Raw genomic sequence first — 26154 nt, forward strand, 5'->3', positions numbered from 1 at the left:
CCGGGGCGTGCTGTTCGCGAAGGAACTGTGAAGGATCCGCCGCGCGGTCGGTCCCGCGCCGCCCGCGATCAGTCCTCCGCCGTCTTGGAGGCGGTCGCCTTGGAAGCCGTCGTCTTCTTGGCGGTCGTCTTCTTGGCAGCCGTCTTCTTCGCGGTGGTCGTCTTCTTCGCCGCGGTCTTCTTCGCGGCCGTGGACGCCGTCGTCTTCTTCGCGGCCGTGGACGCCGTCGTCTTCTTGGCGGCCGACTTCTTCGCGGTCTTCTTGGCCGGTCCCTTCGCGCGCTTCTCGGCGAGCAGCTCGAAACCGCGCTCCGAAGTGATCGCCTCGACGCTGTCGCCGGAGCGCAGGGTCGCGTTGGTCTCGCCGTCGGTGACGTACGGGCCGAAACGGCCGTCCTTGACCACGACCGGCTTGCCGCTGACCGGGTCCGCGCCGAGTTCCTTCAGCGGCGGCTTGGCGGCCGCGCGACCGCGCTGCTTGGGCTGGGCGTAGATCGCCTGGGCCTCCTCCAGCGTGATCGTGAAGAGCTGGTCCTCGGACTGCAGCGAGCGCGAGTCCGTGCCCTTCTTCAGGTACGGGCCGTAGCGGCCGTTCTGCGCCGTGATCTCCTGGCCGTCGGTGTCGGTGCCGACGACACGCGGCAGCGACATGAGCTTCAGCGCGTCGTCCAGGGTCACCGTGTCCAGGGACATCGACTTGAACAGCGAGGCCGTGCGCGGCTTGACCGCGTTCTTGCCGGTCTTCGGGGTGCCTTCGGGCAGGACCTCCGTGACGTACGGGCCGTAGCGGCCGTCCTTGGCGACGATCGTGTGGCCGGTGGTGGGGTCGGTGCCCAGCTCGAAGTCGCCGCTCGGCTTGGCGAGCAGCTCCTCGGCGAGCTCGACGGTCAGCTCGTCCGGGGCCAGGTCGGCCTGGATGTCGGCGCGCTGGTGGGTGTCGGTCTCCTTGTCGCCACGCTCGATGTACGGGCCGTAGCGGCCGACCCGCAGCACGATGTCGTTGCCCACCGGGAACGACGACACCTCGCGCGCGTCGATGGCGCCCAGGTCGGTCACCAGCTCCTTGAGGCCGCCGAGGTGGTCCCCGTCGCCGTTGCCGGCGTCGGCGGCGCCCCCGACAGGGCCCTCGCCGAAGTAGAACCGCCTCAGCCACGGCACGGCCTGGGCCTCGCCGCGCGCGATGCGGTCGAGGTCGTCCTCCATCTTGGCGGTGAAGTCGTAGTCGACGAGCCGCCCGAAGTGCTTCTCCAGGAGGTTGACCACGGCGAAGGACAGGAAGGACGGCACCAGGGCCGTGCCCTTCTTGAAGACGTAGCCGCGGTCGAGGATCGTGCCGATGATCGACGCGTACGTCGAGGGGCGGCCGATCTCGCGCTCTTCGAGCTCCTTGACCAGGCTGGCCTCGGTGTAGCGGGCCGGGGGCTTGGTGGCGTGCCCGTCGGCCGTGATCTCCTCGGCGCTCAGCGCGTCGCCTTCGGCGACCTGTGGCAGGCGGCGCTCGCGGTCGTCGAGCTCGGCGTTCGGGTCGTCGGCGCCCTCGACGTACGCCTTCAGAAAGCCGTGGAAGGTGATCGTCTTGCCGGACGCGCTGAACTCGACATCCCGGCCGTCGGCCGCAGTGCCGCCGATCCTCACGGTCACGCTGTTGCCGGTCGCGTCCTTCATCTGGGAGGCGACCGTCCGCTTCCAGATCAGCTCGTAGAGCTTGAACCGGTCGCCGGTCAGGCCGGTCTCGGCGGGGGTGCGGAAACGATCACCCGAGGGACGGATCGCCTCGTGCGCCTCCTGCGCGTTCTTGACCTTCCCGGCGTACGTACGCGGCTGCGGCGGCAGGTAGTCGGCGCCGTACAGATGCGTGACCTGGGCGCGGGCGGCGGCGATCGCCGTGTCGCTCAGGGTGGTGGAGTCCGTACGCATGTACGTGATGTAGCCGTTCTCGTACAGCTTCTGCGCGATCTGCATCGTGGCCTTCGCGCCGAAGCCGAGCTTGCGGCTCGCCTCCTGCTGCAGCGTTGTCGTACGGAACGGGGCGTACGGCGAGCGGCGGTACGGCTTGGACTCGACGGACCGCACGGAGAAGCGGGTGTTCTCCAGGGCGGCGGCCAGCGCGCGGGCGGTGGCCTCGTCGAGGTGGAGGATGTTGGCGCTCTTCAGCTGCCCCAGGGAGTCGAAGTCGCGGCCCTGTGCGACGCGTCGACCGTCGACGCTCTGCAGGCGCGCGACCAGCGACGACGGGTCGCTCGCATCGCCCGCGCGGCCGGTGGCGAAGGTGCCGGTCAGGTCCCAGTACTCGGCGGAGCGGAACGCCATGCGCTCGCGCTCCCGCTCGACCACGAGCCGGGTCGCGACCGACTGGACGCGGCCGGCCGACAGGCGCGGCATGACCTTCTTCCACAGCACCGGCGAGACCTCGTAGCCGTAGAGGCGGTCGAGGATGCGGCGGGTCTCCTGGGCGTCGACGAGCCGCTGGTTGAGCTGGCGCGGGTTGGCGACGGCCTCGCGGATGGCGTCCTTGGTGATCTCGTGGAAGACCATCCGCTTGACCGGGATCTTCGGCTTGAGCACTTCCTGCAGATGCCAGGCGATGGCCTCGCCCTCGCGGTCCTCATCGGTGGCGAGGAAGAGCTCGTCGGACTCCTTCAGCAGGTCCTTGAGCTTCTTGACCTGGGCCTTCTTGTCAGCGTTGATGACATAGATCGGCTGGAAGTCATGTTCTACGTCCACACCGAGGCGGCGGACCTCGCCGGTGTACTGCTCGGGGACCTCCGCGGCGCCGTTGGGAAGGTCGCGGATGTGCCCGACGCTCGCTTCGACGACGTAGCCGGGGCCGAGGTAGCCCTTGATCGTCTTCGCCTTGGCAGGCGACTCGACGATGACGAGTCGGCGGCCGCCCTGTGCGGTCTCGCTGGTCGGGGACAACTTCGCTCTTCTCTCCGGTCGGCGCTGGGGCTCCCCGGGCCTTGATTTCCCGGGGGTCGGATCGTGGTGACGCTGCGGAGTGTGACGGTACATCCCGTCCCCGTGTCAAACGGGAAAAGCCCGCAACGGCCACTCGAACGGTAACCCGACTTCCGCCCTTCCTGCCGCCCGGAGCGCTCACCAGCCCTTTCGGGTTTATGCGGAGGGTTATCTATCAGTTACGGAAACCGTAGTGGTGCGGCGGTTGTCACACGCGCGTGAAGCACCATGCGCCGAGGGTCAGTGCGGTGAGGGCGAACAGGGTCGCGACGGTCGCCGACGCGGCCCTGCCGACGCCGAGGGCGACGGGTTCCCGGCGCCACACCCGCACCGCCGTCCACCCCAGCAATGCCGCCCCGAACAGGGCGAACACCATCCCCGCGAAGATCGCCGGCCCGCTCTCCACGTACGTCCCCTCCCGTCCCCGGATGCCCCGGTACGGGAGGCTGACACCCACGGGCGACGACCGGGCCAACCTCCGGTGAACGCCGGACGGACGGGCGCCCGCGCGTTCCGTCCGGCGCTGCCCGCGCCACACGTCACATGACCAGAAATGGTCGAAGAAGAAAGAAGAAGAAAGAAAGTGACGGGTGCGAAAACCGGTCGGCCGGTGTCAGCCCGCCGGCTCGATGAAGCCCTGTTCCACCAGCAGCCGGATCTGGGCGGGTGTGCGGTCGCGGAGCAGGACCGGGTCCTCGCCCATCAGCTGGGCGATGGCGTCCAGGATGCGGCCGGCGCTCAGTGTGCCGTCGCAGACGCCGGCGAAGCCCGCGCCGACCGTGTCCACGGTGGTGGCCCGGCGCATCCCGCGGTTCTGGCGCAGCACCACGTGCTCGGGGTCCTCGGCGCCGGGCAGCCCGACCTGTTCCTGCACGACCTCGCGGACCAGCCGGAAGTAATCGTCGAGCAGGGCCGCGTCGTCGTGCTCCCGCAGGTAGTCGAGGCGGGCGAAGTGCGCCCGCACGGTGTCGCCGAGCGGCTGCTCGACCGGGTGCGGCCACTCCTCCACGGTGATGGAGGGTACCGCGGAGGACGTCCGGCGCAGCGTGATCCAGCCGAAGCCCACGGCCTTGACCTTGCGCGCCTCGAACTCCTCCAGCCAGGCGTCGTACCGCGCCTGGTACTGAGCCGGGCCGGCGCGGTGGTCACCGGCGTCCCTGAGCCACAGCTCGGCGTACTGCGTGACGTCCTGCACCTCGCGTTGCACGATCCACGCGTCGCACCCGCGGGGCACCCATGACCTGAGCCTGTCCTGCCAGTCCTCCCCTTCCACGTGCTGCCAGTTGGCGAGGAACTGCGCGAACCCGCCCTCGTTCAGCCGCTCCCCCGCCTGCTGAACGAGCGTGCGACACAGATCGTCCCCGCCCATCCCGCCGTCGCGGTACGTCAGCCGGGCTCCGGGAGAGATCACGAACGGCGGGTTGGACACGATCAGGTCGAACCTCTCGCCCTCGCGGACCGGTTCGAACAGCGAACCCTCGCGCAGATCGGCGGCCGGGGCGCCGGACAGCGCGAGCGTGAGGGCGGTGATGTGCAGCGCGCGCGGGTTGACGTCGGTCGCGGTCACGCGCGTGGCGTGCCGGCCGGCGTGCAGCGCCTGGATGCCGGAGCCGGTGCCGAGGTCGAGCGCGGAGCCGACGGGCGTACGGACCGTGATGCCGGCCAGGGTCGTGGACGCGCCGCCGACGCCGAGGACGACGCCCTCCGGCCGGCTGCCGATACCGCCCGCCCGTCGCCCGCCACCACCCCTCCAACGAGCGCTGGCGCGCACACCTTCTGATCCGCCGACCGCGCAGCCCAGGTCGGACACGATGAACCAGTCCTCGCCGTCGGGCCCGCCGTACGGCCGTACGTCCACGATCGCGGCGAGCTCGTCCTCGCCGGCACGCACCAGCCAGCCGGTCTCCAGGCAGTCCTCGACGGGCAGGACGTCCGCCACGCGCGCGTGCGGCACGGGCTGCTGCAGCAGGAACAGCCGGACCAGCAGCTCCAGCGGCGTGTCGCCGCGCGTGGCCCGCATCGCGGGGACGGTCTCGCTGCGCGCCAGGGCCGCGTACGCGGGCGCTCCGAGCAGCTCGAGCAGTCCGTCGGCGGTGAAGGATGCGCCGAGCAGGGCGTCCCGGAGCCGGGCGGCGACGTCCGGGCGGTCGGCGGCGGGCAGTGCGGGCACGGCGGGCAGGCTGGAGTCACTCACGACCCCATTCTGTCGGCTCCCACCGACATCGCACGCGCGCGTGCGTCAGCCGTTCGCCGTCGAGGGCGAGGCGGACGCGGACTTGCAGCTCGGCTGCCGGGCCATCGCCTTGCCCACGTCGCCCTCCTCCAGGTTCTTCAGGGCGTCGCTACCGGTCTTGCTCAGCTTGTCCAGCCGGGTGGCGATGTCCTTCAGACCGTCCGCGAACTTGGCCTGGTCCTTGGTGTCGAGCTTGTCGACCTGCTGCTTGAGGGAGGCGTAGGAGGTGCCGAGGCTGTTGAGCTCCTTGACCGCGTCCTGCAGCTTCTTCCGGCCGTTGTCGACCTGGGGAGCGCCCGCCTTGTTCACGGCGTCGCCGATCGCCCTGTAGGCGTCGGACATGTCCTGGAAGGCCTGCGCGTCGGTCTTCTGGACCTGGGCCGGCTCGCTGTTGTCCGAGGTCTCCTTCTGGATGGCGGCGTTGGCGGCCTCGATCTTCTTCGCCTGCGGCTGCACCGCGTCGCACACCTGCTTGGCCCAGGCGTTCAGCGCTTCGTTCTTGCTGTCGTCGCTGCCGCTGGTGCAGCCCGTCAGTGCCAGTACCAGTACCGCACCGCCGGACAGTGCGGCCGCGAGCTTCTTGTTCACCGGATTGGTCCCTTCCATGGCTCTCGGCCCCGGAACATACACGCCATGCCGGTGACGACCCCGGTCCGGCCGCCCCTTAAAAGGTGTCTTGCAGCCATTTGCACCAAGCGAGAGAAGGCTCACGAGGGGGCGCACCCGCACATACGACGGGCGGGCGACGCGTCGTACGCGCCACCCGCCCGTCTCTTGAGCTGGGCCTGATGTGAGACCGCCTACGAGACCACCGCAGGATCGGCCGGTTTGGACACTTGTTCGGCGTTGTCTTCGTCACCCACGGCGATTCCGCGCCGCTTGGAGATGTAGACCGCGCCGACGATGACGACCAGCGCCAGGACCGCGATCGCGATCCGTACGCCGAGACTCTTGTCGCTGCCGTAGGAGAACTTGATGACCGCGGGCGCGATGAGCAGCGACACCAGGTTCATCACCTTCAGCAGCGGGTTGATCGCGGGGCCGGCGGTGTCCTTGAAGGGGTCGCCGACCGTGTCACCGATCACCGTGGCCGCATGGGCCTCGCTGCCCTTTCCTCCGTGGTGGCCGTCCTCCACCAGTTTCTTGGCGTTGTCCCAGGCGCCGCCGGAGTTGGCGAGGAACACCGCCATCAGCGTGCCCGTGCCGATCGCACCCGCGAGGTAGGAGCCGAGCGCGCCGACGCCGAGCGTGAACCCGATGAAGATGGGCGCCATGACGGCGAGCAGCCCGGGTGTGGCGAGCTCGCGCAGGGCGTCCTTGGTGCAGATGTCGACGACCTTGCCGTACTCCGGCTTCTCGCTGAAGTCCATGATCCCGGGCTTCTCACGGAACTGCCGCCGCACCTCGAACACCACCGAACCCGCCGACCGCGACACCGCGTTGATCGCCAGCCCCGAGAAGAGGAAGACGACCGCCGCGCCGGCGATGAGGCCGACCAGGTTGTTGGGCTGCGAGATGTCCATGATCAGGGTCATCGGCGCACCCGCGCCGGAGATTCTCTCCCCGACGTTCTGCGCCCCGGTGGTGATCGCGTCGCGGTACGACCCGAAGAGCGCCGACGCCGCCAGGACGGCGGTGGCGATGGCGATGCCCTTGGTGATGGCCTTGGTGGTGTTACCGACGGCGTCCAGGTTGGTGAGCACCTGCGCGCCCGCGCCCTCGACGTCGCCGGACATCTCGGCGATGCCCTGGGCGTTGTCGGAGACCGGGCCGAAGGTGTCCATGGCGACGATCACGCCGACCGTGGTGAGCAGGCCGGTGCCGGCCAGTGCCACCGCGAACAGCGCCAGCATGATCGACGTACCGCCGAGCAGGAACGCGCCGTAGACGCTGAGGCCGATCAGCAGGGCGGTGTAGACGGCCGACTCCAGGCCGACGGAGACGCCGGCGAGGACGACGGTGGCCGGGCCGGTCAGCGAGGTCTTGCCGATGTCCTTGACCGGGCGCCGGTTGGTCTCGGTGAAGTAGCCGGTCAGCTGCTGGATCACGGCGGCCAGCAGGATGCCGATGGCCACCGCGACCAGGGCGAGGATCCGCGGATCGCCGCTCTTGCCCGCGATCGCCGCGTCGGTGACACCGGTCAGGTCGGCGTACGACGACGGCAGATAGGTGAAGACGGCGATCGCGACGAGGGCGAGCGAGATCACCGCGGAGATGAAGAAGCCGCGGTTGATCGCGGTCATGCCGCTGCGGTCGGCGCGGCGCGGCGCCACCGCGAAGATGCCGATCATGGCGGTGATCACGCCGATGGCCGGCACCAGCAGCGGGAAGGCGAGCCCGTCGTTGCCGAAGGCCGCCTTGCCGAGGATGAGCGCGGCGACGAGCGTGACGGCGTACGACTCGAAGAGGTCGGCCGCCATGCCCGCGCAGTCGCCGACGTTGTCGCCCACGTTGTCGGCGATGGTCGCGGCATTGCGCGGATCGTCCTCCGGAATGCCCTGCTCGACCTTGCCGACCAGGTCGGCGCCGACGTCGGCGGCCTTGGTGAAGATGCCGCCGCCGACACGCATGAACATCGCGATGAGCGCCGCGCCGAGGCCGAAGCCCTCGAGCACCTTCGGCGCGTCGGCCGCGTACACCAGCACCACACAGGAGGCGCCCAGCAGGCCGAGCCCCACCGTGAACATGCCGACGACGCCACCCGTACGGAAAGCGATCTTCATGGCTCTGTGCGAGACGGCGGTGAGATCCTTTTCCGGCTCACCTTCCGCGGGAGTCGCTTCCCGGGCCGCCGCGGCGACGCGCACATTGCTGCGCACGGCGAGCCACATGCCGATATAGCCGGTGGCCGCCGAGAACGCCGCACCGATCAGGAAGAACACCGATCGTCCGGCACGCTGATTCCAGTCGTCCGCGGGCAGCAGCAGGAGCAGGAAGAACACGACCACGGCGAATACGCCGAGCGTGCGCAACTGGCGGCCCAGATAGGCCTTCGCTCCTTCCTGGACCGCTTCCGCGATCTTCTTCATGCTGTCGGTGCCCTCGCCCGCCGCGAGTACCTGGCGCACCAGGACGCCTGCGACCACGAGCGCGGCCAGCGCGACGGCCGCGATGACCGCCACGATGATCCGATTGTCGTTGGTCAGGACTGCGGCTGCGAAGGTTGTGGGGTGGCCCAACTGATGAGGGGTAGAAAGCCCCGCCATTCGTCCTCCTTGACGCTTGGGCTGAGCTCAAGATGTGGACGGATTGTAGGTAGCGGAACCTGATCAAAACAGAGCGCGGCAAACCGAATCGGCCTCCACCTGCTCTTCAGCAAATGATCGACGTCACGCCACGGAACCCGAAAGAGGTAATGGTTCAAAACCATTGACACTCGATCAATGCTTGATCAAATGATCTGCCGACTGATCGTGAATTACTTCACGAATTCAATGTACCTGGTGGACACGGTCGGCGAAAACGCAAAGGGCCCTGCCGAGCAGGGCCCTCGTGTGGTGCGCCGAGTGGGTGGTGGCACGCGTCAGGCAAGCGTGGCGGCCGGCGGCGGCGTGGTCGGCCAGGTCATCTTGATCAGTCCACCGTGCTCCCCGGCCGAGACCTCCACGTCGTCGACGAGGCCGCTGATGACCGCGAGGCCCATCTCGTCCTCCTCGGCCTCCGCCTCGTCCACGGCGCCCGGGTCGTCCCCGGGGTGGTGCGGCGCGTGCCGGACCTCGTCGCCGACCTCGATGGAGAACTGTTTCTCCTCCTCGGTGAGCAGCACCTTCACCGGTGCCGAGATCCCGCCGTTGCGATGCAGTCCGACGGCGCGCGAACAGGCTTCGCCCACGGCGAGCCTGACCTCGTCGAGGACGGCCTCGTCCACTCCGGCCCTGCGCGCCACCGCGGCCGCCACCAGCCGGGCGGTCCTGACGTGCTCGGGCAGCGCGCTGAAGCGGAGTTCGACGGTGGCCATGCATCCCCCTCGGAGCTACGGGCGTGCTGTCGAGGGACCGGGCCGCCGGAAAGCCCGGTCCCCCGCTTGAACTCTTCCGCCCCGGACACCGGCCGGGGCCGGCGGTCAGTCGGTGGCCGCCACCGCTTCGTCGACCGTGGTGTGAATCGGGAACACCTTGGTCAGACCGGTGATGCGGAAGATCTTGAGAATGCGCTCCTGGTTGCACACCAGGCGCAGCGAGCCCTCATGGGCACGCACTCGCTTCAGACCGCCGACCAGCACGCCGAGACCGGTGGAGTCGAGGAAGTCCACGCCCTCCATGTCGACGACGAGGTGGAAATTCCCGTCGTTCACCAGCTCGACCAGCTGCTCGCGCAGCTTGGGCGCGGTATATACGTCGATTTCGCCACCGACCTCGACGACCGTACGATCGCCGACGGTACGGGTCGACAGGGACAGGTCCACGGATCCTCCAGCACCTTGCTATCGAGCGGTCGCCCCTCGGGCACCTCGGCTTGAAGCCCCCGGGACGGTTCGCCAGCCGCGATGGCATTCAATCACTTACCGGCAGGCGTGCACGACGCCTTGGTCCCATTGTCCTGCACGCCGGTGACACACTCGGTGCCAATGGCCAAGAATCACCGATCCGATCGAACCCCGACGGACCCCGCAACCCGCCTGACGCCAGGCGCGGTTCTGGACCGGCTCGCCTCGGGGCCGAGCCGGGCTGCACGCATCACTCATACGGAGCACTTGCCCCCGCGCGAGGGTCGCCATGCCGTCTGGCCCGACCGGATTCGATCGGAGGTCGTCGCGGCCGTCCGGTCCTACGGAATCGAACACCCCTGGGCGCACCAGGCACGTGCCGCCGAGCACGCCCTCGACGGCGACTCGGTGGTCGTCGCCACGGGCACGGCGTCCGGAAAGTCGCTGGCGTATCTCGTCCCGGTGCTGTCGACGCTGCTGGCGGGATCCGAGGCGCCCAACGGCCGCGGCGCCACCGCCCTCTACCTGGCCCCCACCAAGGCCCTGGCGGCCGACCAGTGCCGCGCGGTGAAGGAACTCGCGCGCCCGCTGGGCAAGGCCGTGCGCCCCGCGGTGTACGACGGCGACACCCCGCCCGAGGAACGCGAGTGGATCCGCCAGTACGGCAACCACGTCCTGACCAACCCCGACATGCTGCACCGCGGGATCCTGCCCTCGCACCCGCGCTGGTCCTCCTTCCTGCGCGCCCTGAAGTACGTCGTCGTCGACGAGTGCCACACCTACCGGGGCGTCTTCGGCTCGCACGTCGCCCAGGTGCTGCGCCGCCTGCGCCGGCTGTGCGCGCGCTACGGCTCCTCCCCGGTCTTCCTGCTCGCCTCCGCGACCGCTGCGGAGCCGGCGGCGGCCGCCCGCCGGCTCACCGGCCTGCCCGTGGTCGAGGTGGCCGACGACGCCTCGCCCCGCGGCGAACTGGTGTTCGCCCTCTGGGAGCCTCCGCTCACCGAACTGCAGGGCGAGCGGGGCGCGCCCGTCCGGCGTACCGCCACCGCCGAGACCGCCGACCTGCTGACCGACCTCACCCTGCAGGGCGTCCGCTCCGTGGCCTTCGTACGCTCCCGGCGCGGCGCCGAGCTGATCTCGGTGATCGCCCAGGAGCGGCTGGCCGAGGTCGACCGGCCGCTGGCCCGGCGTGTGGCGGCCTACCGGGGCGGCTACCTCCCCGAGGAACGCCGCGCCCTGGAACGCGACCTGCACTCCGGCGAGCTGCTGGGCCTGGCCGCCACGACCGCCCTGGAACTGGGCGTGGACGTCTCCGGCCTGGACGCCGTACTGATCGCCGGCTACCCGGGCACCCGCGCGTCCCTGTGGCAGCAGGCGGGCCGTGCGGGCCGCTCCGGCCAGGGCGCCCTCGCGATCCTGATCGCCCGTGACGACCCTCTGGACACCTTCCTCGTCCACCACCCTCAGGCCCTGTTCGACCAGCCGGTCGAATCGACGGTCCTCGATCCCGACAACCCTTATGTCCTCGCCCCGCACCTGTGCGCGGCCGCCGCCGAGCTGCCGCTCACCGAGGAGGACGTCGAGCTGTTCGGGCCCGCCTGCGCGGAGCTGCTGCCGCAGCTGGAGGCCGCGAAGCTGCTGCGCCGGCGGACGAAGGCCTGGCACTGGACCCGCCGGGAGCGGGCCGCGGACCTCGCCGACATCCGCGGCGAGGGCGGACGGCCGGTGCAGATCGTCGAGGCCGGCACCGGGCGGCTGCTCGGCACCGTCGACGCGGGCGCCGCGCACACGACGGTGCACGAGGGCGCGGTCCACCTGCACCAGGGCCGTACGTACCTGGTGCGCTCCCTCGACCTGGACGACTCGGTCGCCCTGGTCGAGGAGGCGAGCCCGCCGTACACGACGGTCGCCCGCGACACGACGGCGATCTCCGTCCTGGAGACGGACATCGAGGTCCCCTGGGGTGACGGCCGCCTGTGCTACGGCTCCGTCGAGGTCACCAACCAGGTGGTCTCCTTCCTGCGCCGGCGTCTCATCACCGGTGAAGTGCTGGGCGAGACGAAACTCGACCTCCCTCCTCGTACGCTGCGCACCCGCGCGGTGTGGTGGACGGTCACCGAGGACCAGCTCGACGAGGCCCGGATCCACCCGGAGATCCTCGGCGGCGCCCTGCACGCCGCCGAGCACGCCTCGATCGGCATGCTGCCTCTGTTCGCGACCTGCGACCGGTGGGACATCGGCGGTGTCTCCGTCCCGCTGCACCCCGACACCCTGCTGCCCACGGTGTTCGTCTACGACGGCCACCCCGGCGGCGCGGGCTTCGCCGAGCGCGCCTTCCACACCGCCCGCGCCTGGCTCGACGCCACCCGTGAGGCCATCGCCTCCTGCGAGTGCGACTCCGGCTGCCCGTCCTGCATCCAGTCCCCCAAGTGCGGCAACGGCAACGACCCACTGCACAAGCGGGGGGCCGTACGGCTGCTCACCGCGCTGCTGAAGGGGGCACCGGAGGACAAGGAGAGCCAGGTTTAGCCCGTGGGGGCAACGGGTTCCGTGGCAGGGCCCGGTGCACTCGCCGATCCTGCCGTGGGTTCCGCCGGCGCCGTCGTGTCGTCCGGTGGGACCGCCGTGTCGTCCGGTGGGACCGCCGGCCCCGCCCTCGCCCTCACCTCCGCCGTGAAGGGCCCCCGTTCCGACACCGCCGTGACGTCCGAGGCGTCGCCGACGATGACGCACCGCACGAGCCGGGTGCCCTGCGCCCGGGCCACCCGGTCCGCCCGTGCGCAGGCCGCGGCGGAACCCTCGGCCCAGTGGCCCGCAGCCGCAAGCGCCACGAGGTCGGCGGCCCCGGCCGCGCGGTGCCGGTCGACCACCGCCTGCCCGAGGGCCAGGCCGATGCCGAACACCACGCAGAGCAGGGCGATCGCCCCGACGCTCCACACACTGGCGGACCCACGGTCCGAGAAACGGCGTCTCATGTCCCCGCCCCTCCCGGCGTCCGCGTCCCCACCGTGTCCTCCGCCTCCGCGACGGCCTCCTCCCTCAGCTGGAAGGGCAGCACGCCCATCCCCGGCGGGTCGGCCACGACGACCACGTGCACGTGGTCCCCCCGACGGGTCACCGTGACCTTCGCGCCGTGCGGCGCCGCATCACGGGCCACCCGGGTGACCGCGCCCTCCGGGTCCTGGCGGGCGGCCGCCCGGGCACCGGCCCGTGCCGCGTCCACGCACTGGATCTGCGCGAGCACCACCAACAGCCCCCACACCAGCGCCGTCACCACGAGCACCAGCACGGGCAGAACCATGGCGGCCTCCGCCGTCACGAACCCCGCGTCGGAGCCCTGTCGCTCGCCCCGGCGTTCACATCCGCGCACTGAGCGCCCGCTTCACGATGTTCTGCAGTTCGGCTTTGACCTGTCCGCTCGTCACCACCTCGTACAGCAGCACGGCGAACGCCACGGCCGCGATGATTCCCATCGCGTATTCGGACGTGACCATCCCCGCGTCCCCACGCATCCGGCGTACCAGGGCACACAGCCGTGCCCGCACTTTCCCGTACATCTCAACCCCCGTAAGGTCTCGTTCTGTTGTTCCCTCACTGCGTCCCGCTTCCGTCCCGGGTCCTCCCCTTCAGCCACCACCCCCGTTCAGCACCCCGCCCGCGAGGCCGATCAGCACCGGCAGCACGCCGATCGCGACGAAGGCGGGCAGGAAGCACAGCCCCACCGGTGCGGTGACCAGCACGGCCGCCCGGCGCGCTCCGGCCGTCGCGGTGCGGGCCCGGCCGGCGCGGACGTCGGCCGCGAGCCGCGCGACCGGTCCGGCGGCGGGCAGCCCCGACTCGTCGGCCCGCTCCAGCAGCCGTGCCAGGGCCGCCGCCCCCGGTATCGAGGCGAGCCCGCGCCAGGCATCGGCCGGTTCCCCGCCGAGCCGTACCTCCGCCGCGCCCCGGGCCAGCCCGTCCCCGACCGGCCCGCCCAGGGCCTCGCCGACCGCCTGGGCGGCGATCACCGGACCGGCACCGGCCGCGATGCAGGCCGCCAAGAGGTCGGCGGCGAGAGGCAGCTGGCGGGCCGCCTCGGCCTCGTCGAACTCCGCCTCGGGGCGACTCCCCGTCCGCCGCCGCCACTGCCACTGCCACACCCCGACCGCCCCGACCAGCCCGACCACGACTCCGGTGAGCCCGCCGACCAGCACCCATCCGGCACCCGCCACGCCCACCACCGGCAGCCACCGCCGCACGACATCCGACACCCACAGCCGCGGGCCCGCACGTCCGGATGCCTCCGTACCCAACAGCGAGGCCATTCGCCGCCGCACGCTCCGCTCCCGGCGCACTCCCCCCAGCCACCGCGCCAGCAGCCACAGGAGCGCCGAAGCTCCCACGACCATCCCCAGCCTGTGGACAACGCTCGCGCTCACGCCGCCTCCGCCGCTCGTACGATCCGCAGGGCCCACCACAGCCCCGCACCCTCCAGCAGACCGCCGACGACCAGGCAGCCCAAGCCCGCTCCCGTGTGCAGCAGCACACGCAGGGGGTCGGCCCCCATGGCCGTGCCCAGCAGGAGCCCCAGGGCCGGCAGGCCGGCGAGCATCACGGCCGTCGCCCTGGCTCCCGACAACTGGGCGCGCAGATCGGCGCGTTGGTCCCGTTCCGTCCGCAGTGCCCCGTCGAGCCGGTCGAGCCCGGCCGCCAGTCCCGCGCCCTGGTCCACGGCCACCCGCCAGCAGGCCGCGAGCCCCCGCAGTCCCTCGGCGCCCGGCTGCCGTGCCGCCGTGGCGAGCGCGCCGGACACGTCCCCGCCGAAGCGGGCCGCCGCCAGCACCGCCGCCTGTGCGTCACCGAGCCCGCCGGAATCCCGTGCGGCGCACAGCAGCGCCTCGCCCGGCTGCCGCCCGGCGCGCACCTCCCCGGCGAGCGCCCCGCACAGGGCGATCACCGCGTCCGCCCGCCGCTCCTGTTCGCGGCGCGCGGCCCGGGCGAGCCGGGCACGGCGCAGCAACGGCACCCCCACGGCTCCCGCGAAGACCGGCAGCACCGAGGCGCCCAGCACCGCCAGCACCACCCCGGCGACCGGCGCCCACCACTCGGGCCCCAACCGCCCGCGCAGGCGGGTCAGTTCGCCGATGACCCGGCCCCAGCCCGGTGGCCCCGCGCCCACCGCCCCGCCGCCGGCGAACAGCAACCGCGCCCGCCGTGCCCCGGAGTTCCGCCCGCCCAGCAGCCATACGGCCGCTCCGGCACACCCCACGGCCGCCACCACGGCCACCGAGCCGAGCAACCCCTCACCCATCGCGCTCGCCGCTCCCTTTCCGGCTCTCCGGTCGGAGCAGCCCCCGCAGCCGCTCCCACCCCTGTTCCGCCACGAACGCCTCCGCGCCCCACCGCAGCGCCGGCACCGTCCGCACCAGCCCCGACGCGGCCCGCTCCAGCACCCGCACCTCGTCGATCCGCCGCCGCCCGGAGCGGTCCCGTACGAGGTGCAGCACCACCGACAGCGCGGCCGCCAACTGGCTGTGCAGCGCGGCCCGGCCCAGCCCCGCGGCGGTCCCCAGCGCCTCCAGCCGGGCGGGGACGTCCGCTGCCGCGTTGGCGTGTACCGTGCATTCTCTGAACTACGGGCCGCGGTGGAGGATGGAACTCGCTGTTCGCATGTTGGTGCGGTGCGTCATGATGGCCTCCGTGACCGGCCGGTCCTGGGCGTACGACGAGTCAAACCGCCACCTCACGCACGGATCTCCCCGACTCGACGCCGCGACTGATCACCGTCCCATCTCGGTGTTCGGTCAGCGCCGCGCAGCGGCTCAGCCGAAGCGGCCCACGCGCCCGTCACCCATCTGCTGCTTCGTGATGATGCGCTGGGCGATGGTCCGGGCTCCGCTGGGGTTCATCCGCATCCGCGCGAACTCGATACTCACGTCGAACTGCTCGGCAACTTCGGAGTCTGTCTTGCCTGCGAGGGCGGCCTTGATCGCCGCCTTTTTGGGTATAAGGAGTTCGGCGGACAGAGCCAGGGCTTGCTCCTCTCTGGTCCGCGCGGCCGTGTCGTTCACGTTTCGACACTCGCCGTCGGTGAACAGGATGCGGTCGAACTCGTGCTCTAGGAGCAGATGTCCGAACTCGTGCGCCACGTTGGATCTCCGGCGCTGAAGTGAGTGCGCACTGTTCTCGACGATGAAGCGACTGGTCCCAACGGGGACCAAAGCAGCCGACCAGGATTTAGCGCCCGGGCCAGCGAAGTAGTTCAGAGCTTCCGGGGAGCAGCCGTGCGCTCCGAGATCGCTCAGCGGGTAGATCGGGATGCCGTACTCGTCGGCGAGCCGGGCAAGGTTGAGCGGCCCGTGGATGTCCGACCCGATCTCGGCCCTCACGTCCAGCGCCAGCTGCTCCAGCGCCTTCTTGGTCCAGCCCCCCACGCCTCACCCCAGACGGGCTTCACGGTCGGCGGCGAACCGGCGCATCGCGGCGCCGATCACCTCTTCTAGGTACTTGACGTCGTCCTCCCCCAGATCGCGGCGAGCCCGTAGGAGCGGGGCGAGCTGCACCAGCAGCTCTGGCTCCTCGGGGGTCTGACTCTCGGCCTCGCCTTCGGCGTCGATCATGAAGCTCTCCGCCGGCGCGCCGAGCCAGCGCACGAGCGCGGCGAACGCGTCGACGTCCGGCCGGTGGCCGTTGGCCAGGCGCGTCATGGTTGACGGGCTGACGCCGACCGCCCCCGCCAACTGCCGCCACGAGAGCTTCCGCGCCGTCCTGGCCGCGTCGAGGGCCGCATGCAGGGCGGACACGTTCACTCGGGTCCGAGCCATAACCCTCCTCCAGGGAGTCGCGTGCCTACCCCCTTTCTACCAGTGTTCGACTTCTCAAACACGGGTGTGCTAGCTTGATCTTCAGAGTGTTCGATATCTCAAACAGTGTGGACTTCTCGACACACATGTGCCCCCGTCCCCGTGCGAGGGCAGCCGACCGACCAGAGACGAGGTAGACGATGGGAACCCCCACCGAACTCACCACAAGCGCAGCCCCGGCATCCCGCCCGCCCCACACCGTCACCGTCCGGGTGAACAATCAGCCCGTGGTCCTCCCGGACCGCGAGGTCACCGGCCTGGAGGTCAAGCAGGCCGCAATCACACAGGGCCTGCCCATCGACCTGGGCTTCCAGCTGTCGGTCAGGCACGGCCACCGCTACGAGATCGTGGCCGACAACGAGCCGATCCGGGTTCACCCCAACGAGGACTTCCTCGCCGTCCCCCCGGACGACAACTCGTGACCGCCCTCGCTCCGGCCGTCGCCGAAGCCGTCGAGGCCGTCCGGGCACAGTTCGCCGACCACCCGGTCGCGGCCACCCCGGACGGCGCCGGCGGAGCCTTTGTCATCATCGACGACCTTCCGATCGGCTCCTCCTACACGGCCCCGACCAGCTGGCTCGGCTTCCACATCAGCACCGCCTATCCGGACGCCGACATCTACCCCCACTGCACCGGGGTGGTGGCCCGCGCAGACGGGCAGCCCCACGGGCCAGCCATCCAGTCGGTGACCTGGCGGGACCGCTCGGCGCTGCAGATATCTAGGCGCTCGAACCGCCGCGACCGGGCCGTCGACACTGCCGCCCTGAAGGCCGAAAGGATCTGCCGATGGTTCGCCGACCAGTGAATCCGCCCGTCGAAGGATGGAGCCTCACCGTCCCGCCCCGGCTGTGGGCTGACCTCTCCAAGCACGTCATTGAGGCAAGCGGCGGCGCGGTGCTCCTCGCCGGCCTCGCGGACGGTCCGCGCGGCCCCCGCCTGCTGGCCCGAGACCTGGTCCCCGCGCGGAAGGGCACCGACTACGTCCGCAGCGAGGTCGGGCACCGAGCTTTGTCCCCCGCGTTCGTCCGCGACACCGTCCTGCGCGCGCGCGACGAGCAGTCGGCCTACCTCACCGTCCACGCCCACGGTGGGCTGAACCGGGTCGGGTTCTCCCGGATTGACTTGGACAGCCACGCACGCGGCTACCCGAGTCTGCTTCAGATCAGCGGCCAGATCGTCGGCGCACTCGTGCTCACTGCGCACGCCGCCGCCGGCGACCTGTGGTTTCCCGGCGGCGGCCGCGCGACGCTGGCCGAGACCGTCGTCCCGGGCGGCAACCTGCTGCGGCTGCGGCCGACGCCCGCCGACGGAGCGCGGCCCGACCCGCAGCGCGACCGGCAGGCTCGCCTCTTCGGCGATCTCGGCCAGGAGAGCCTGCGGCGCCTCCGCGTCGCCGTGGTCGGCCTCGGCGGTGTCGGCAGCATCCTCGTCGAGGGACTCGCCCGCCTCGGCGTCGGCGAACTCGTCCTCGTCGACGACGACACCGTCGACCCCACCAACCTGCCGCGGCTCGTTGCGGCCGAGCCCGACGATCCCGGTCGTCCCAAGACCGACCTTGCCGTCCGGAACGCTCGCCGCGCCAACCCCGAGATCTGCCTGACCATCTTGAGGAAGCGGGCGGAAGATCCAGAGGCGTCGCGCCAGCTCGCGCGCTGCGACTGGATCTTCCTCGCCGCCGACGGGGATGCCGCCCGCTACGCAGTAAACGCCGCCGCACAGCAGTACCTGATCCCCGCCACCCAGGCCGGGGTCAAGGTCGTCGTCGACGCCGAGGGCGGGGTTGGGCAGATCCACACCGCGACCCGGCTGATCACCCCCGGTGCCAGCTGCCTGTGGTGCAGCGGTCTGATAGACCCGACCCGCCTGGCGGTTGACATGCAGCCGGCCAGGGAGCGCGAGGCCGCCCGCTACGTCCCGGGCGTCCCCGCCCCGAGCGTGATCTCGCTGAACTCCCTTGCCGCAGCCGAGGCCCTCAACCACTTTGCGCTCGCCGTGACCGGTCTCCACGAGGACGAACGCGATCACGCCTCCGTCATCCACCGTCCGCGCACGCGCCAGTGCGACCTCCAAAACCCCCGCCAGGTCCCGGCATGCCGATGGTGCAACCCGTCAGGCTGGCTGGGCCGCGGGCAGCGACAGGCACTCGCGGACATCGCGCTGGACACAGCTCATTACTCGGCTACCGCCTAGCGGCAGCCGAGACCACCAGACGTCAGTGCACCGCGACCGAGGCCCCTGCCAGGGGAGGAGTCGCCGGCAGGACTGCTCGGCGGCGCATCCCCAGCAATGCAGCTGCAGTGGCGGTGGCTGGGGGGCTGATTCCGTCAGGGCGTGTTGTCCTGCACCCGGCAAACGATGGCTACCGGATCCCCCTCGGGCTCAAGCACCAGTTGGGCTCCCGGGTGATGGCGCTGTTTGAATCTGAATCTCCCCAGGTGGTGCTGGGGAGTGGGCCAAACCTGCTGGGCTTGGTTCCCCGCCCTTCGGGTGATGTCGCTTGGTGTATCGGGATGGTGGGGGTGGACTACGGCAAGCCTGCGTGAGTAAGGGTTGGGCCTCGTCGGAGGGGCTGGGTGCTCACGGCTGGTCGATCTCGGCGATCGCCGGCACCGACGTGTCTATCGATGGCTCCACGCCCATTTCGAGCACCATCCGACCCGACCGGGTATGCCCTTGTCGATCAGACCTGACCCGAACCTCTCTCGGGCTCGAGTCCGTACGGATCGCCGCCGCATGCGGCGTAGTGAGGAAAGGAAACGGCCTGCTACTGCTACAACACCACCGGCTCGGCCAAGCGGGCTCGCCCCTGGTCTGGGTGACCATACGCAGGTTCATCCCCCGAGCCGCGGCGCATTGCACGTGTGAGCTCCGCTGATCCCCGCACCCGTTGCCGTGCGCAGATAGTGTGGTCCGCTCTCATCACCGGCGTGGAATGCAGACGAGCGAGCGGTGGTGAGCCACCATCTGAGGATGGCAACTCTCACCGCCGACCAGCGCGCGGCGCGGGCTGCGCGACGGGCAGCCGCGCGCCAAAGGACATGCTTCGACTGCCGGGCCACGCCTGGACAGCCGTGTGCGCCCGGACCCGGCGGTCGCTCCAACGTCCATCGTTCTCGGCTTTGGCTTGCTGAGCGAGACTTCCAGCCCGCACCGCCCCGCGTGATCGTTTCGCGCGATGCTCAGTGGATCTATCAGCCTTTGGACATCGTCGACGACTCCTCTCCAGTGCTGGCTATGCGTCAGCCCGTTTTCATGGCGTGCTGCTGGGATGTCGATGAATTGGGCTGCATCATCTTCTTCGCCGTCGCCAGCGTGGACACTGAAGTCTCCGTCACACACCCGCTCCTGCTCGCGGCTGCCTCCGCGTTCGCGATGCAGACCGACGCAGAGCGCGACATTACCGTCGGGCGACTGCTCGCCCGGGGGTTTATGACTGAATGTCTCGATGGCTGTGTCTGTATCAATCCAAAGATCGCTCTTATGTTCGAGCAGTCCGATCTGGATGCGCGTCTTCTAGCTGAATGGGCGGCTGCGAAGAAGGAAGCTCCGGTGCCCACACCTCCCGGCAATGAGGCGGTGTTGAAGTGATCTCTGTCGGGCTTCCATCGGCGATGTCTGCGCTTCGGCAGCGCTGGATCGTATACACCGCTCGGCTCGTCGAGCGGGACACGTACTTGTGGAGCCGGGCCCGCGGCGTACGCGGCACACCGGAAGGTCCTGGCTGTACGCGAGAGGACTCGTGATCGAGATCTCTGCCTGCTGGCAAGTTTGAAGAATCTCACTGCCAGGGGAGTGCTGGCGTGCCGTCCGGATCCAGCCCGTGCGGCACTGCTTCTCAAGACGAAACTGCCAGGCGTTGCCCGCGTCGGCGGCCTGCCGGGCGAGGCTTCGGCCTCATCCCGATGCCCAGCCCGCTCCCGCAACTCAGCTACGTAGTACTCCAGCCGTAGATTGTGATCATGGAATGCCGAGGATGCTCGTCAGTAGCCTGACCGGTCTCTGTAGAGCTACGGATTAAAAGATCGGCAGACGTGAGTATGACCTATGGGCTATTTTGCTGGTGTTGGCATATGTATGGAGCGCCCAAGTGTGGCCTGAATTAGGGGAGGGCTGGTGCGTAGTCTTGCGCGCATTCCGTTGGAGGGTGGGGGTTCGGTCTTGTTCGAGGCCCCGGAGACGTCCGAGGGGCCGGTCAAGGCCGGGCGGGTGAGCGAAGCAATCCATGAGTTGCCGTTGACTCTGCAGGCGGCGCTGCGTCCGGTGACGGAGATGGCACGGGCGGCGCTGGATCAGCTGCGGTGCGCTGGGCCGGATGAAGTCGAGATCGAATTCGGGGTCGATCTGGCGGCCCAGGCCGGCGCGGTGATCGCCAAGAGCGAGACGGGCTGCCACCTGAAGGTGACGGTCTCCTGGCACGGCGCGTCCGACCGCAGTGGCATCTAGTCTCAGCGGCATCGGTGACGTCGACGGATGCTGCTGACTCTGGCCTGGGGGGAGGGCGGGCTTCACCGTGCAGATGGCGGTAGCGCAGATTCTGTCCGTCGAGGGTGGAGTGGCCGGGGCGGGTTTCCTGGTCAGCCAGGATGTGGTGCTCACTTGCGCGCACGTGGTGCGTGCCGCAGGAGCCGGTCCCGGTGAAAGGCTGCGGTTGATCTTCCCACGCGCGGTGGGAGCTCCGGAGGCCGAAGGGCAGGTGCTGGTTGAGCCGTGGCGGGCCCCGGACGACAAGGACGTGGCGGTCATCCGGCTGACTGAAATGTCGGCGATGGTGCAGCCGCTGGCGTTGGGCTCTGCGGCCGGCTGCCGGGGGCACCGGGTGCGCTCTTACGGATTTCCCTCCCAGGCGCCGGAGGGTGGGCATTTCGGCTACGGAACGGCCGGTGATCTGCTGCCCGCCGCTACCGAGAACGCCGGTGGTGGGCTCCTGCAGCTGACCGGGGCCAACGACCTGACTCAGGGATTCAGTGGCGGGCCAGTCGTCGATGAGGTGACCGGCCTGGTGATCGGCATGGTCACTGCCATCACCGCACCCGACGGGCACCTGCGAGGCCAGGGCATCGCATACGCCACGCCCACCGAGATCATGCGCGAGGTCTGGCCCGACCTGGTCGAGCGTGAGGTGTGCCCCTACCGTGGCCTGGAACCCTTTACCGCCGAGCACACGGCATGGTTCCACGGGCGTGACACTGCGGTGGACGCGGTGGTGTCGGCCCTGGCCGGGAACCGGCGGGCCCTGCTGCTGCTCGGCCCCTCCGGGTCGGGCAAGTCCTCCCTGATGCAGGCGGGGGTGTTGCCCGCGCTTGAAAGCGGTCGGCTGCCCGGCAGCGATCGGTGGCTGCCTGTCATCGTCCCCCGCCCCGGTCGGGATCTGCTGACCGAACTGGAACGCCACGGCCTGCCCGGCGCCCGTACCGACGGCATCGCCTCCGCACTACAGCACCGTCTGGCCGCCGATCCCCGCTGCGAGCGGATCGTGCTGGTCATCGACCAGTTCGAAGAAGTCCTCACCCAGCCCGCCACCACCCCGGCCCCAGTCGCGGAGCCGCGGACCGGCGAGGCCCGCTCCCGCGCGCCCGCAGAAGCCCTGGAGCAGGTCACGGCCATCATCGGCTCCCGCGCGGCGGTCAGCGTGATCCTGATCATGCGAGACGACTTCTACCCGCAGCTGGCCGCTTCGACCCCGGAGCTTCTCGACGCCGCAGCGCCCGGGCTGGTCAACGTGCCTGCCACCCTCAGCTCGCAGGACCTGCACGCCATCATCACTCGACCCGCCCGGGCCGTCGGCGCGCACTTCGAGGAGGGCCTGCCCGAGCGCATCATCACCGACGTCCTAGCCGCAGATCACCACGGCACCTCCATCCGGCGAGCGCCGGTCACTCTGCTGGCACCGCTGGAACTGGCCCTGGGCCTGCTGTGGGAACGCCGCACAGACGGCCGCCTCACGCACGCCGCCTACGAGCGGGTCGGCCAGATCACCGGCAGCCTGGCCAACTGGTGCAACTCCGCGATCGACAAGTTGCCCGACAGCCACCGCGACACCGCTCGCAGAATCCTCACCGCGCTGGTACACCCCCCCGACCCAGCCCGGCATATCCCCGCCACCCGCCAGCAAGTTCCCCTCGACGTCCTGCGGGAGCTCGCCGCCGACACCCTCCAAACCCCATCGCAGCCCCCCGACGAAATCACCGATGCGGTCCTGGCCACACTCACGCACCACCGCATCATCACCACCTACGCCCGTGTCCCCGGTCCCCCGCCTACCGACATGGTCGCCGAACTCACCCACGACACGCTCACCAGGGACTGGGCCGAACTACGCGACTGGGTCGAACAAGACCGACGTTTCCACATCTGGCTTCGTCGCGCCGAGGAACAACAAGCCCACTGGGCCCAGGGCAACAGCCCCAGTGACCTGCTGCACGGTACCGACCTGGCCGAGGGCCTGGACTGGGCCCGCCAGCGCCGACTGCCGGGCACCATCACCGCGTTCGTCGCCGCCAGCGACCGCAACGAACAAGCCGCTATCCGCCGCACCCGACGTATCAACGTCGTCCTCGTCGGCGCCCTCATTCTGGCCCTCATCGCCGCCGGACTAGCCTTCTGGCAACGCCAAAGCGCACTCACTCAGCGCCAGGCCGCCATCACCGCCCAACACCAGGCCCTCTCCCGGCAACTTGCCTCCCAATCCGACGCGCTCTTCGATACCAATCCCGATCTGGCTTCCCTGCTCGCCGTCCAGGCCTATCGCACCACCCCCACCGCCGAAGCCACCACCAGCCTTTACACGGCAGCAGGTCTCCCCCTCCAGCACCGTCTCACCGGCCACATCGGCCCCGTGAAATCGGTGGTGTTCAGCCCGGACGGGCACACCCTGGCCACCGCCGGCGGCGACGGTTCGGTGCGGTTGTGGGACCCTGCCACCGGCCGTGCCCGCGCCACCCTCACCGGCCACAGCGACGTCGTGGTCTCGGTGGCGTTCAGCCCGGACGGGCACACCCTGGCCACCGCCGGCGGCGACGGTTCGGTGCGGTTGTGGGACCCTGCCACCGGCCGTGCCCGCGCCACCCTCACCGGCCACAGCGACGCCATGTTCTCGGTGGCGTTCAGCCCGGACGGGCACACCCTGGCCACCGCCGGCGGCGACGGTTCGGTGCGGTTGTGGGACCCTGCCACCGGCCGTGCCCGCGCCACCCTCACCGGCTACACCGACGTCGTGGTCTCGGTGGCGTTCAGCCCGGACGGGCACACCCTGGCCACCGCCGACGGCGCCGACGGTTCGGTGCGGTTGTGGGACCCCACCACCGGCCGTGCCCGCGCCACCCTCACCGGCCACAGCGACGCCGTGTACTCGGTGGCGTTCAGCCCGGACGGGCACACCCTGGCCACCGGCAGCAACGACGGCACGATACGGCTGTGGGACCCCACCACCGGCCGTGCCCGCGCCACCCTCACCGGCCACACTGGCCCCGTGTACTCGGTGGCGTTCAGCCCGGACGGGCACACCCTGGCCACCGCCAGCGGCGACGGCGGCACGGTGCGGTTGTGGAACCCCACCACCGGCCGTGCCCGCGCCACCCTCACCAGCCACCCAGTCGACCCTTCCAATCCCGTGATCTCGGTGGCGTTCAGCCCGGACGGGCACACCCTGGCCGCCGACGGTGGCGCCGACGGTTCGGTGCGGTTGTGGAACCCCACCACCGGCCGTGCCCGCGCCACCCTCACCGGCTACACCGACGCCGTGGTCTCGGTGGCGTTCAGCCCGGACGGGCACACCCTGGCCACCGCCGGCGGCGGCACGGTGCGGTTGTGGGAGTTGGAGTTGCCTGACCAAACCACAGCAATCAGAAAGATCTGTCAGGCCGTCGGCCGAGACTTCACAGGGGAGGAACGGGCAACGTACGTCGCGGACCAGCCACCCGGTCCGGTGTGCCCGCCCTGAGCACTACGCCGCATGCGCTTGTGCGGTCGGCCCGGGGTGCGGTGACGACGTTGCCGTCATTCCGTTGCCCCGAACCGCCGACCCGGACCGGACGTGCGCGTTGGCCACGCATCCGGCTCTCCACGTGTCTTACTCGGCGGTCGACCGTGGTTGGCTGCCGGTTCGCCGCAACCGCCGAACCGGCGAACTCGCCTTCTATCGTTGCTTCTCACCCACCCGGTTCCGCTGTCCGACCTGCGTATGGCTGAGCGAGCCCGGATCATCCTGGCGTGCGCCGACGGGATGTCGAATGCGGGTGCCGCGCAGGCTGTCGGCGCCGGCGTGAAGACGGTTCGCAAGTGGCGCGGGAAGTTCGCCGCTGAGCGACTGGCGGGACTTGAGGACGAGGGCCCCATCGGTCGGCCGAAGTCTGAGCTGGTCCTGACCGAAGGCGAGCGGGATCAGCTGGTGCGCTGGGCGAGGCGGGCGAAGACCGCCCAGTACCTCGCGTTGCGGGAAAGGATCGTGCTGCGGTGCGCCGAGGGCGTGACGAACAAGCAGGTCGCAGCCGATCTGGGGGTGGACCAGCCGACCGTGGACCGCTGGTGGGCCCGCTTCGTGGCCCGTCGTCTCGACGGCCTGCAGGACGAACCGCGAACCGGCAGGCCGCCCTCGATCCTGCTCGACCAGGTCGAAGACGTCATCGTCGCGACCCTGGAGTCCACCCCGGGCAAGGACACCCACTGGTCGCGGGCCTCGATGGCCGTCCGCACCGGACTGTCGAAGTCCACCATCGGGCGGATTTGGAAGAGGTTCGACCTCAAGCCGCACCTGCAGGATTCTTCAAACTCTCCACCGACCCGCAGTTCGTCGACAAGGTCGTCGAACGTCGTCGGCCTGTATCACAACCCGCCTGAGAAGGGCGTGGTGTTATGCGTGGAGGAGAAGGCGCAGATCCAGGCGCTGGACCGGTCCCAGCCGGTGCTGCCGATGATGCCCGGCATGCCGGAACGGCGTACCCACGACTACCTGCGGCACGGCATCACCAGCCTGTTCGCCGCCTTCAACATCGCCGATGGCACCGTCATCGGTGAACTCCACCGCCGCCATCGGGTGGTGGAGTTCAAGAAGTTCCTGACCGCCATAGACAAGGCCGTGCCCGCCGGCCTCGACGTGCACCTGGTCTGCGACAACTACGTCACCCACAAGACCCCCGAGATCCAGAAGTGGCTCGCCCGGCATCCCCGCTTCCACGTCCACTTCACGCCGACCGGCTCCTCCTGGATCAACCAGGTAGAGCGGTGGTTCGGCCTGCTGACGGACAAACTCATCCGCCGCGGCGTCCACACCTCCGTCCAGGCCCTCGAAAACGACATCCGCGACTGGATCGACACCTGGAACGAGAACCCCAGGCTGTTCACTTGGACGAAGACCGTCGACGAGATCCTCAAGTCCCTCGCCGACTACCTCGCCAGGATCGCCCCACCCGACAGCCAAGCTGGAGAGAACTAACCCTCAGGATTTCTGGCGCAGCACACTAGACGGTGGGGCTGCGCGAGGCCTACGAACACCACCTACCGGAGATCACGCTCGCCGCGTTGCGCTACGCCCGCGCCAACGACCCCACGTTCCCCCGCTCGGTCGGCAAGCGCGGCGCCGAACTCCTCTACCGCGTCGGCGACCTCAAGCGCTGGGCACGCAACCGGCCCCGCGCCGCAGTCGGCACCACCGGCCTCCACTAACCCGCCCTGGCCGGACTGCCGACGTCCGTGAACCGG

General features: G+C 70.2%; 23 protein-coding genes and 2 pseudogenes. 10 read left to right on the forward strand and 15 right to left on the reverse strand.

All coding sequences use genetic code 11. The features are described 5' to 3' along the window. Positions 1-68: 68 nt before the first annotated feature. From topA to bldG, 7 genes are all read right to left on the reverse strand, one after another. The gene (topA, locus tag ACX25U_RS16015) at positions 69-2918 is read right to left on the reverse strand and encodes a type I DNA topoisomerase (RefSeq protein ID WP_454392698.1); all 2850 of its coding nucleotides are present in this window, start codon (positions 2916-2918) and stop codon (positions 69-71) included. Positions 2919-3165: 247 nt separating this feature from the next. Next, the gene (locus tag ACX25U_RS16020) at positions 3166-3363 is read right to left on the reverse strand and encodes a hypothetical protein (protein WP_454392700.1); all 198 of its coding nucleotides are present in this window, start codon (positions 3361-3363) and stop codon (positions 3166-3168) included. A gap of 207 nt (positions 3364-3570) precedes the next feature. Further along, positions 3571-5151: a DUF7059 domain-containing protein gene (locus ACX25U_RS16025; protein ID WP_454392702.1), complete on the reverse strand. Its 1581-nt coding sequence runs from the start codon at positions 5149-5151 to the stop codon at positions 3571-3573. A gap of 45 nt (positions 5152-5196) precedes the next feature. Continuing rightward, entirely contained in the window at positions 5197-5796 is a 600-nt protein-coding gene (locus ACX25U_RS16030; protein ID WP_454392704.1) for a small secreted protein, read from the reverse strand. A 194-nt stretch (positions 5797-5990) separates the two neighbouring features. Then, positions 5991-8396: a sodium-translocating pyrophosphatase gene (locus tag ACX25U_RS16035; RefSeq protein ID WP_454392706.1), complete on the reverse strand. Its 2406-nt coding sequence runs from the start codon at positions 8394-8396 to the stop codon at positions 5991-5993. Positions 8397-8713: 317 nt separating this feature from the next. Beyond that, positions 8714-9148, reverse strand: a complete 435-nt coding sequence (locus ACX25U_RS16040; RefSeq protein ID WP_454392708.1) for an ATP-binding protein — start codon at positions 9146-9148, stop codon at positions 8714-8716. Positions 9149-9253: 105 nt separating this feature from the next. After that, positions 9254-9595, reverse strand: coding sequence for an anti-sigma factor antagonist BldG (bldG, locus tag ACX25U_RS16045; protein ID WP_073947065.1), 342 nt, complete (start codon positions 9593-9595; stop codon positions 9254-9256). A gap of 81 nt (positions 9596-9676) precedes the next feature. Between bldG and ACX25U_RS16050 the strand changes: the two genes are divergently transcribed. After that, positions 9677-12145 carry a DEAD/DEAH box helicase gene (locus ACX25U_RS16050; RefSeq protein WP_454392710.1) on the forward strand — a complete coding sequence of 823 codons (2469 nt, stop codon included), beginning with the start codon at positions 9677-9679 and terminating at the stop codon, positions 12143-12145. Here the strand turns inward: ACX25U_RS16050 and ACX25U_RS16055 are convergent. The 8 genes and pseudogenes from ACX25U_RS16055 to ACX25U_RS16090 all read right to left on the reverse strand — a co-directional run bounded on the left by ACX25U_RS16055 (position 12142) and on the right by ACX25U_RS16090 (position 16419). After that, positions 12142-12591 (reverse strand): Rv3654c family TadE-like protein, encoded by a 450-nt coding sequence (locus ACX25U_RS16055; RefSeq protein WP_454392712.1) that lies wholly within the window; start codon positions 12589-12591, stop codon positions 12142-12144. The two genes, ACX25U_RS16050 and ACX25U_RS16055, sit on opposite strands and share 4 nt — an antisense overlap. Next, a complete protein-coding gene (locus ACX25U_RS16060) occupies positions 12588-12986 on the reverse strand; it encodes a TadE family type IV pilus minor pilin (RefSeq protein ID WP_454392714.1) in 399 nt (132 codons plus the stop codon). The genes ACX25U_RS16055 and ACX25U_RS16060 overlap by 4 nt, the downstream gene beginning before the upstream one ends. Further along, positions 12973-13173 (reverse strand): DUF4244 domain-containing protein, encoded by a 201-nt coding sequence (locus ACX25U_RS16065; protein WP_112470545.1) that lies wholly within the window; start codon positions 13171-13173, stop codon positions 12973-12975. Before ACX25U_RS16065 ends, ACX25U_RS16060 begins: the two co-directional genes overlap by 14 nt. A gap of 69 nt (positions 13174-13242) precedes the next feature. Beyond that, positions 13243-14034: a type II secretion system F family protein gene (locus tag ACX25U_RS16070; RefSeq protein WP_454392717.1), complete on the reverse strand. Its 792-nt coding sequence runs from the start codon at positions 14032-14034 to the stop codon at positions 13243-13245. Then, entirely contained in the window at positions 14031-14906 is an 876-nt protein-coding gene (locus tag ACX25U_RS16075) for a type II secretion system F family protein (RefSeq protein WP_454392718.1), read from the reverse strand. Before ACX25U_RS16075 ends, ACX25U_RS16070 begins: the two co-directional genes overlap by 4 nt. Then, positions 14899-15216 (reverse strand): annotated as a pseudogene (locus ACX25U_RS16080) (TadA family conjugal transfer-associated ATPase); the annotation flags it as partial. The gene ACX25U_RS16075 and the pseudogene ACX25U_RS16080, both read right to left, overlap by 8 nt. Positions 15217-15417: 201 nt before the next feature. Then, complete coding sequence (locus ACX25U_RS16085) at positions 15418-16029, reverse strand: ImmA/IrrE family metallo-endopeptidase (protein ID WP_454392720.1); 612 nt, start codon at positions 16027-16029, stop codon at positions 15418-15420. A 3-nt stretch (positions 16030-16032) separates the two neighbouring features. Next, positions 16033-16419, reverse strand: a complete 387-nt coding sequence (locus ACX25U_RS16090) for a helix-turn-helix domain-containing protein (protein ID WP_454392722.1) — start codon at positions 16417-16419, stop codon at positions 16033-16035. 179 nt (positions 16420-16598) lie between these two features. Here ACX25U_RS16090 and ACX25U_RS16095 point away from each other — a divergent pair, with 179 nt between their 5' ends. From ACX25U_RS16095 to ACX25U_RS16135, 9 genes and pseudogenes are all read left to right on the forward strand, one after another. Then, positions 16599-16880 (forward strand): multiubiquitin domain-containing protein, encoded by a 282-nt coding sequence (locus ACX25U_RS16095; protein ID WP_454392723.1) that lies wholly within the window; start codon positions 16599-16601, stop codon positions 16878-16880. After that, positions 16877-17263: a hypothetical protein gene (locus ACX25U_RS16100; RefSeq protein ID WP_454392725.1), complete on the forward strand. Its 387-nt coding sequence runs from the start codon at positions 16877-16879 to the stop codon at positions 17261-17263. The genes ACX25U_RS16095 and ACX25U_RS16100 overlap by 4 nt, the downstream gene beginning before the upstream one ends. Further along, entirely contained in the window at positions 17245-18648 is a 1404-nt protein-coding gene (locus ACX25U_RS16105; RefSeq protein ID WP_454392727.1) for a ThiF family adenylyltransferase, read from the forward strand. The genes ACX25U_RS16100 and ACX25U_RS16105 overlap by 19 nt, the downstream gene beginning before the upstream one ends. 780 nt (positions 18649-19428) lie before the next feature. After that, positions 19429-19587, forward strand: a pseudogene (locus tag ACX25U_RS16110) (zinc finger domain-containing protein); the annotation flags it as partial. A gap of 30 nt (positions 19588-19617) precedes the next feature. Beyond that, positions 19618-20046, forward strand: coding sequence for a hypothetical protein (locus ACX25U_RS16115; RefSeq protein ID WP_454394882.1), 429 nt, complete (start codon positions 19618-19620; stop codon positions 20044-20046). A gap of 570 nt (positions 20047-20616) precedes the next feature. After that, positions 20617-20901, forward strand: coding sequence for a CU044_2847 family protein (locus tag ACX25U_RS16120; protein ID WP_454392729.1), 285 nt, complete (start codon positions 20617-20619; stop codon positions 20899-20901). A gap of 73 nt (positions 20902-20974) precedes the next feature. Then, entirely contained in the window at positions 20975-24397 is a 3423-nt protein-coding gene (locus ACX25U_RS16125) for an nSTAND1 domain-containing NTPase (RefSeq protein WP_454392731.1), read from the forward strand. A 240-nt stretch (positions 24398-24637) separates the two neighbouring features. Next, complete coding sequence (locus tag ACX25U_RS16130) at positions 24638-25888, forward strand: IS630 family transposase (protein WP_454392732.1); 1251 nt, start codon at positions 24638-24640, stop codon at positions 25886-25888. Between the two features lie 32 nt (positions 25889-25920). Beyond that, positions 25921-26118 (forward strand): hypothetical protein, encoded by a 198-nt coding sequence (locus ACX25U_RS16135; RefSeq protein WP_454392734.1) that lies wholly within the window; start codon positions 25921-25923, stop codon positions 26116-26118. The last annotated feature ends 36 nt before the right edge of the window (positions 26119-26154 follow it).

The sequence above is a fragment of the Streptomyces sp. JNUCC 63 genome (genome assembly GCF_054366325.1).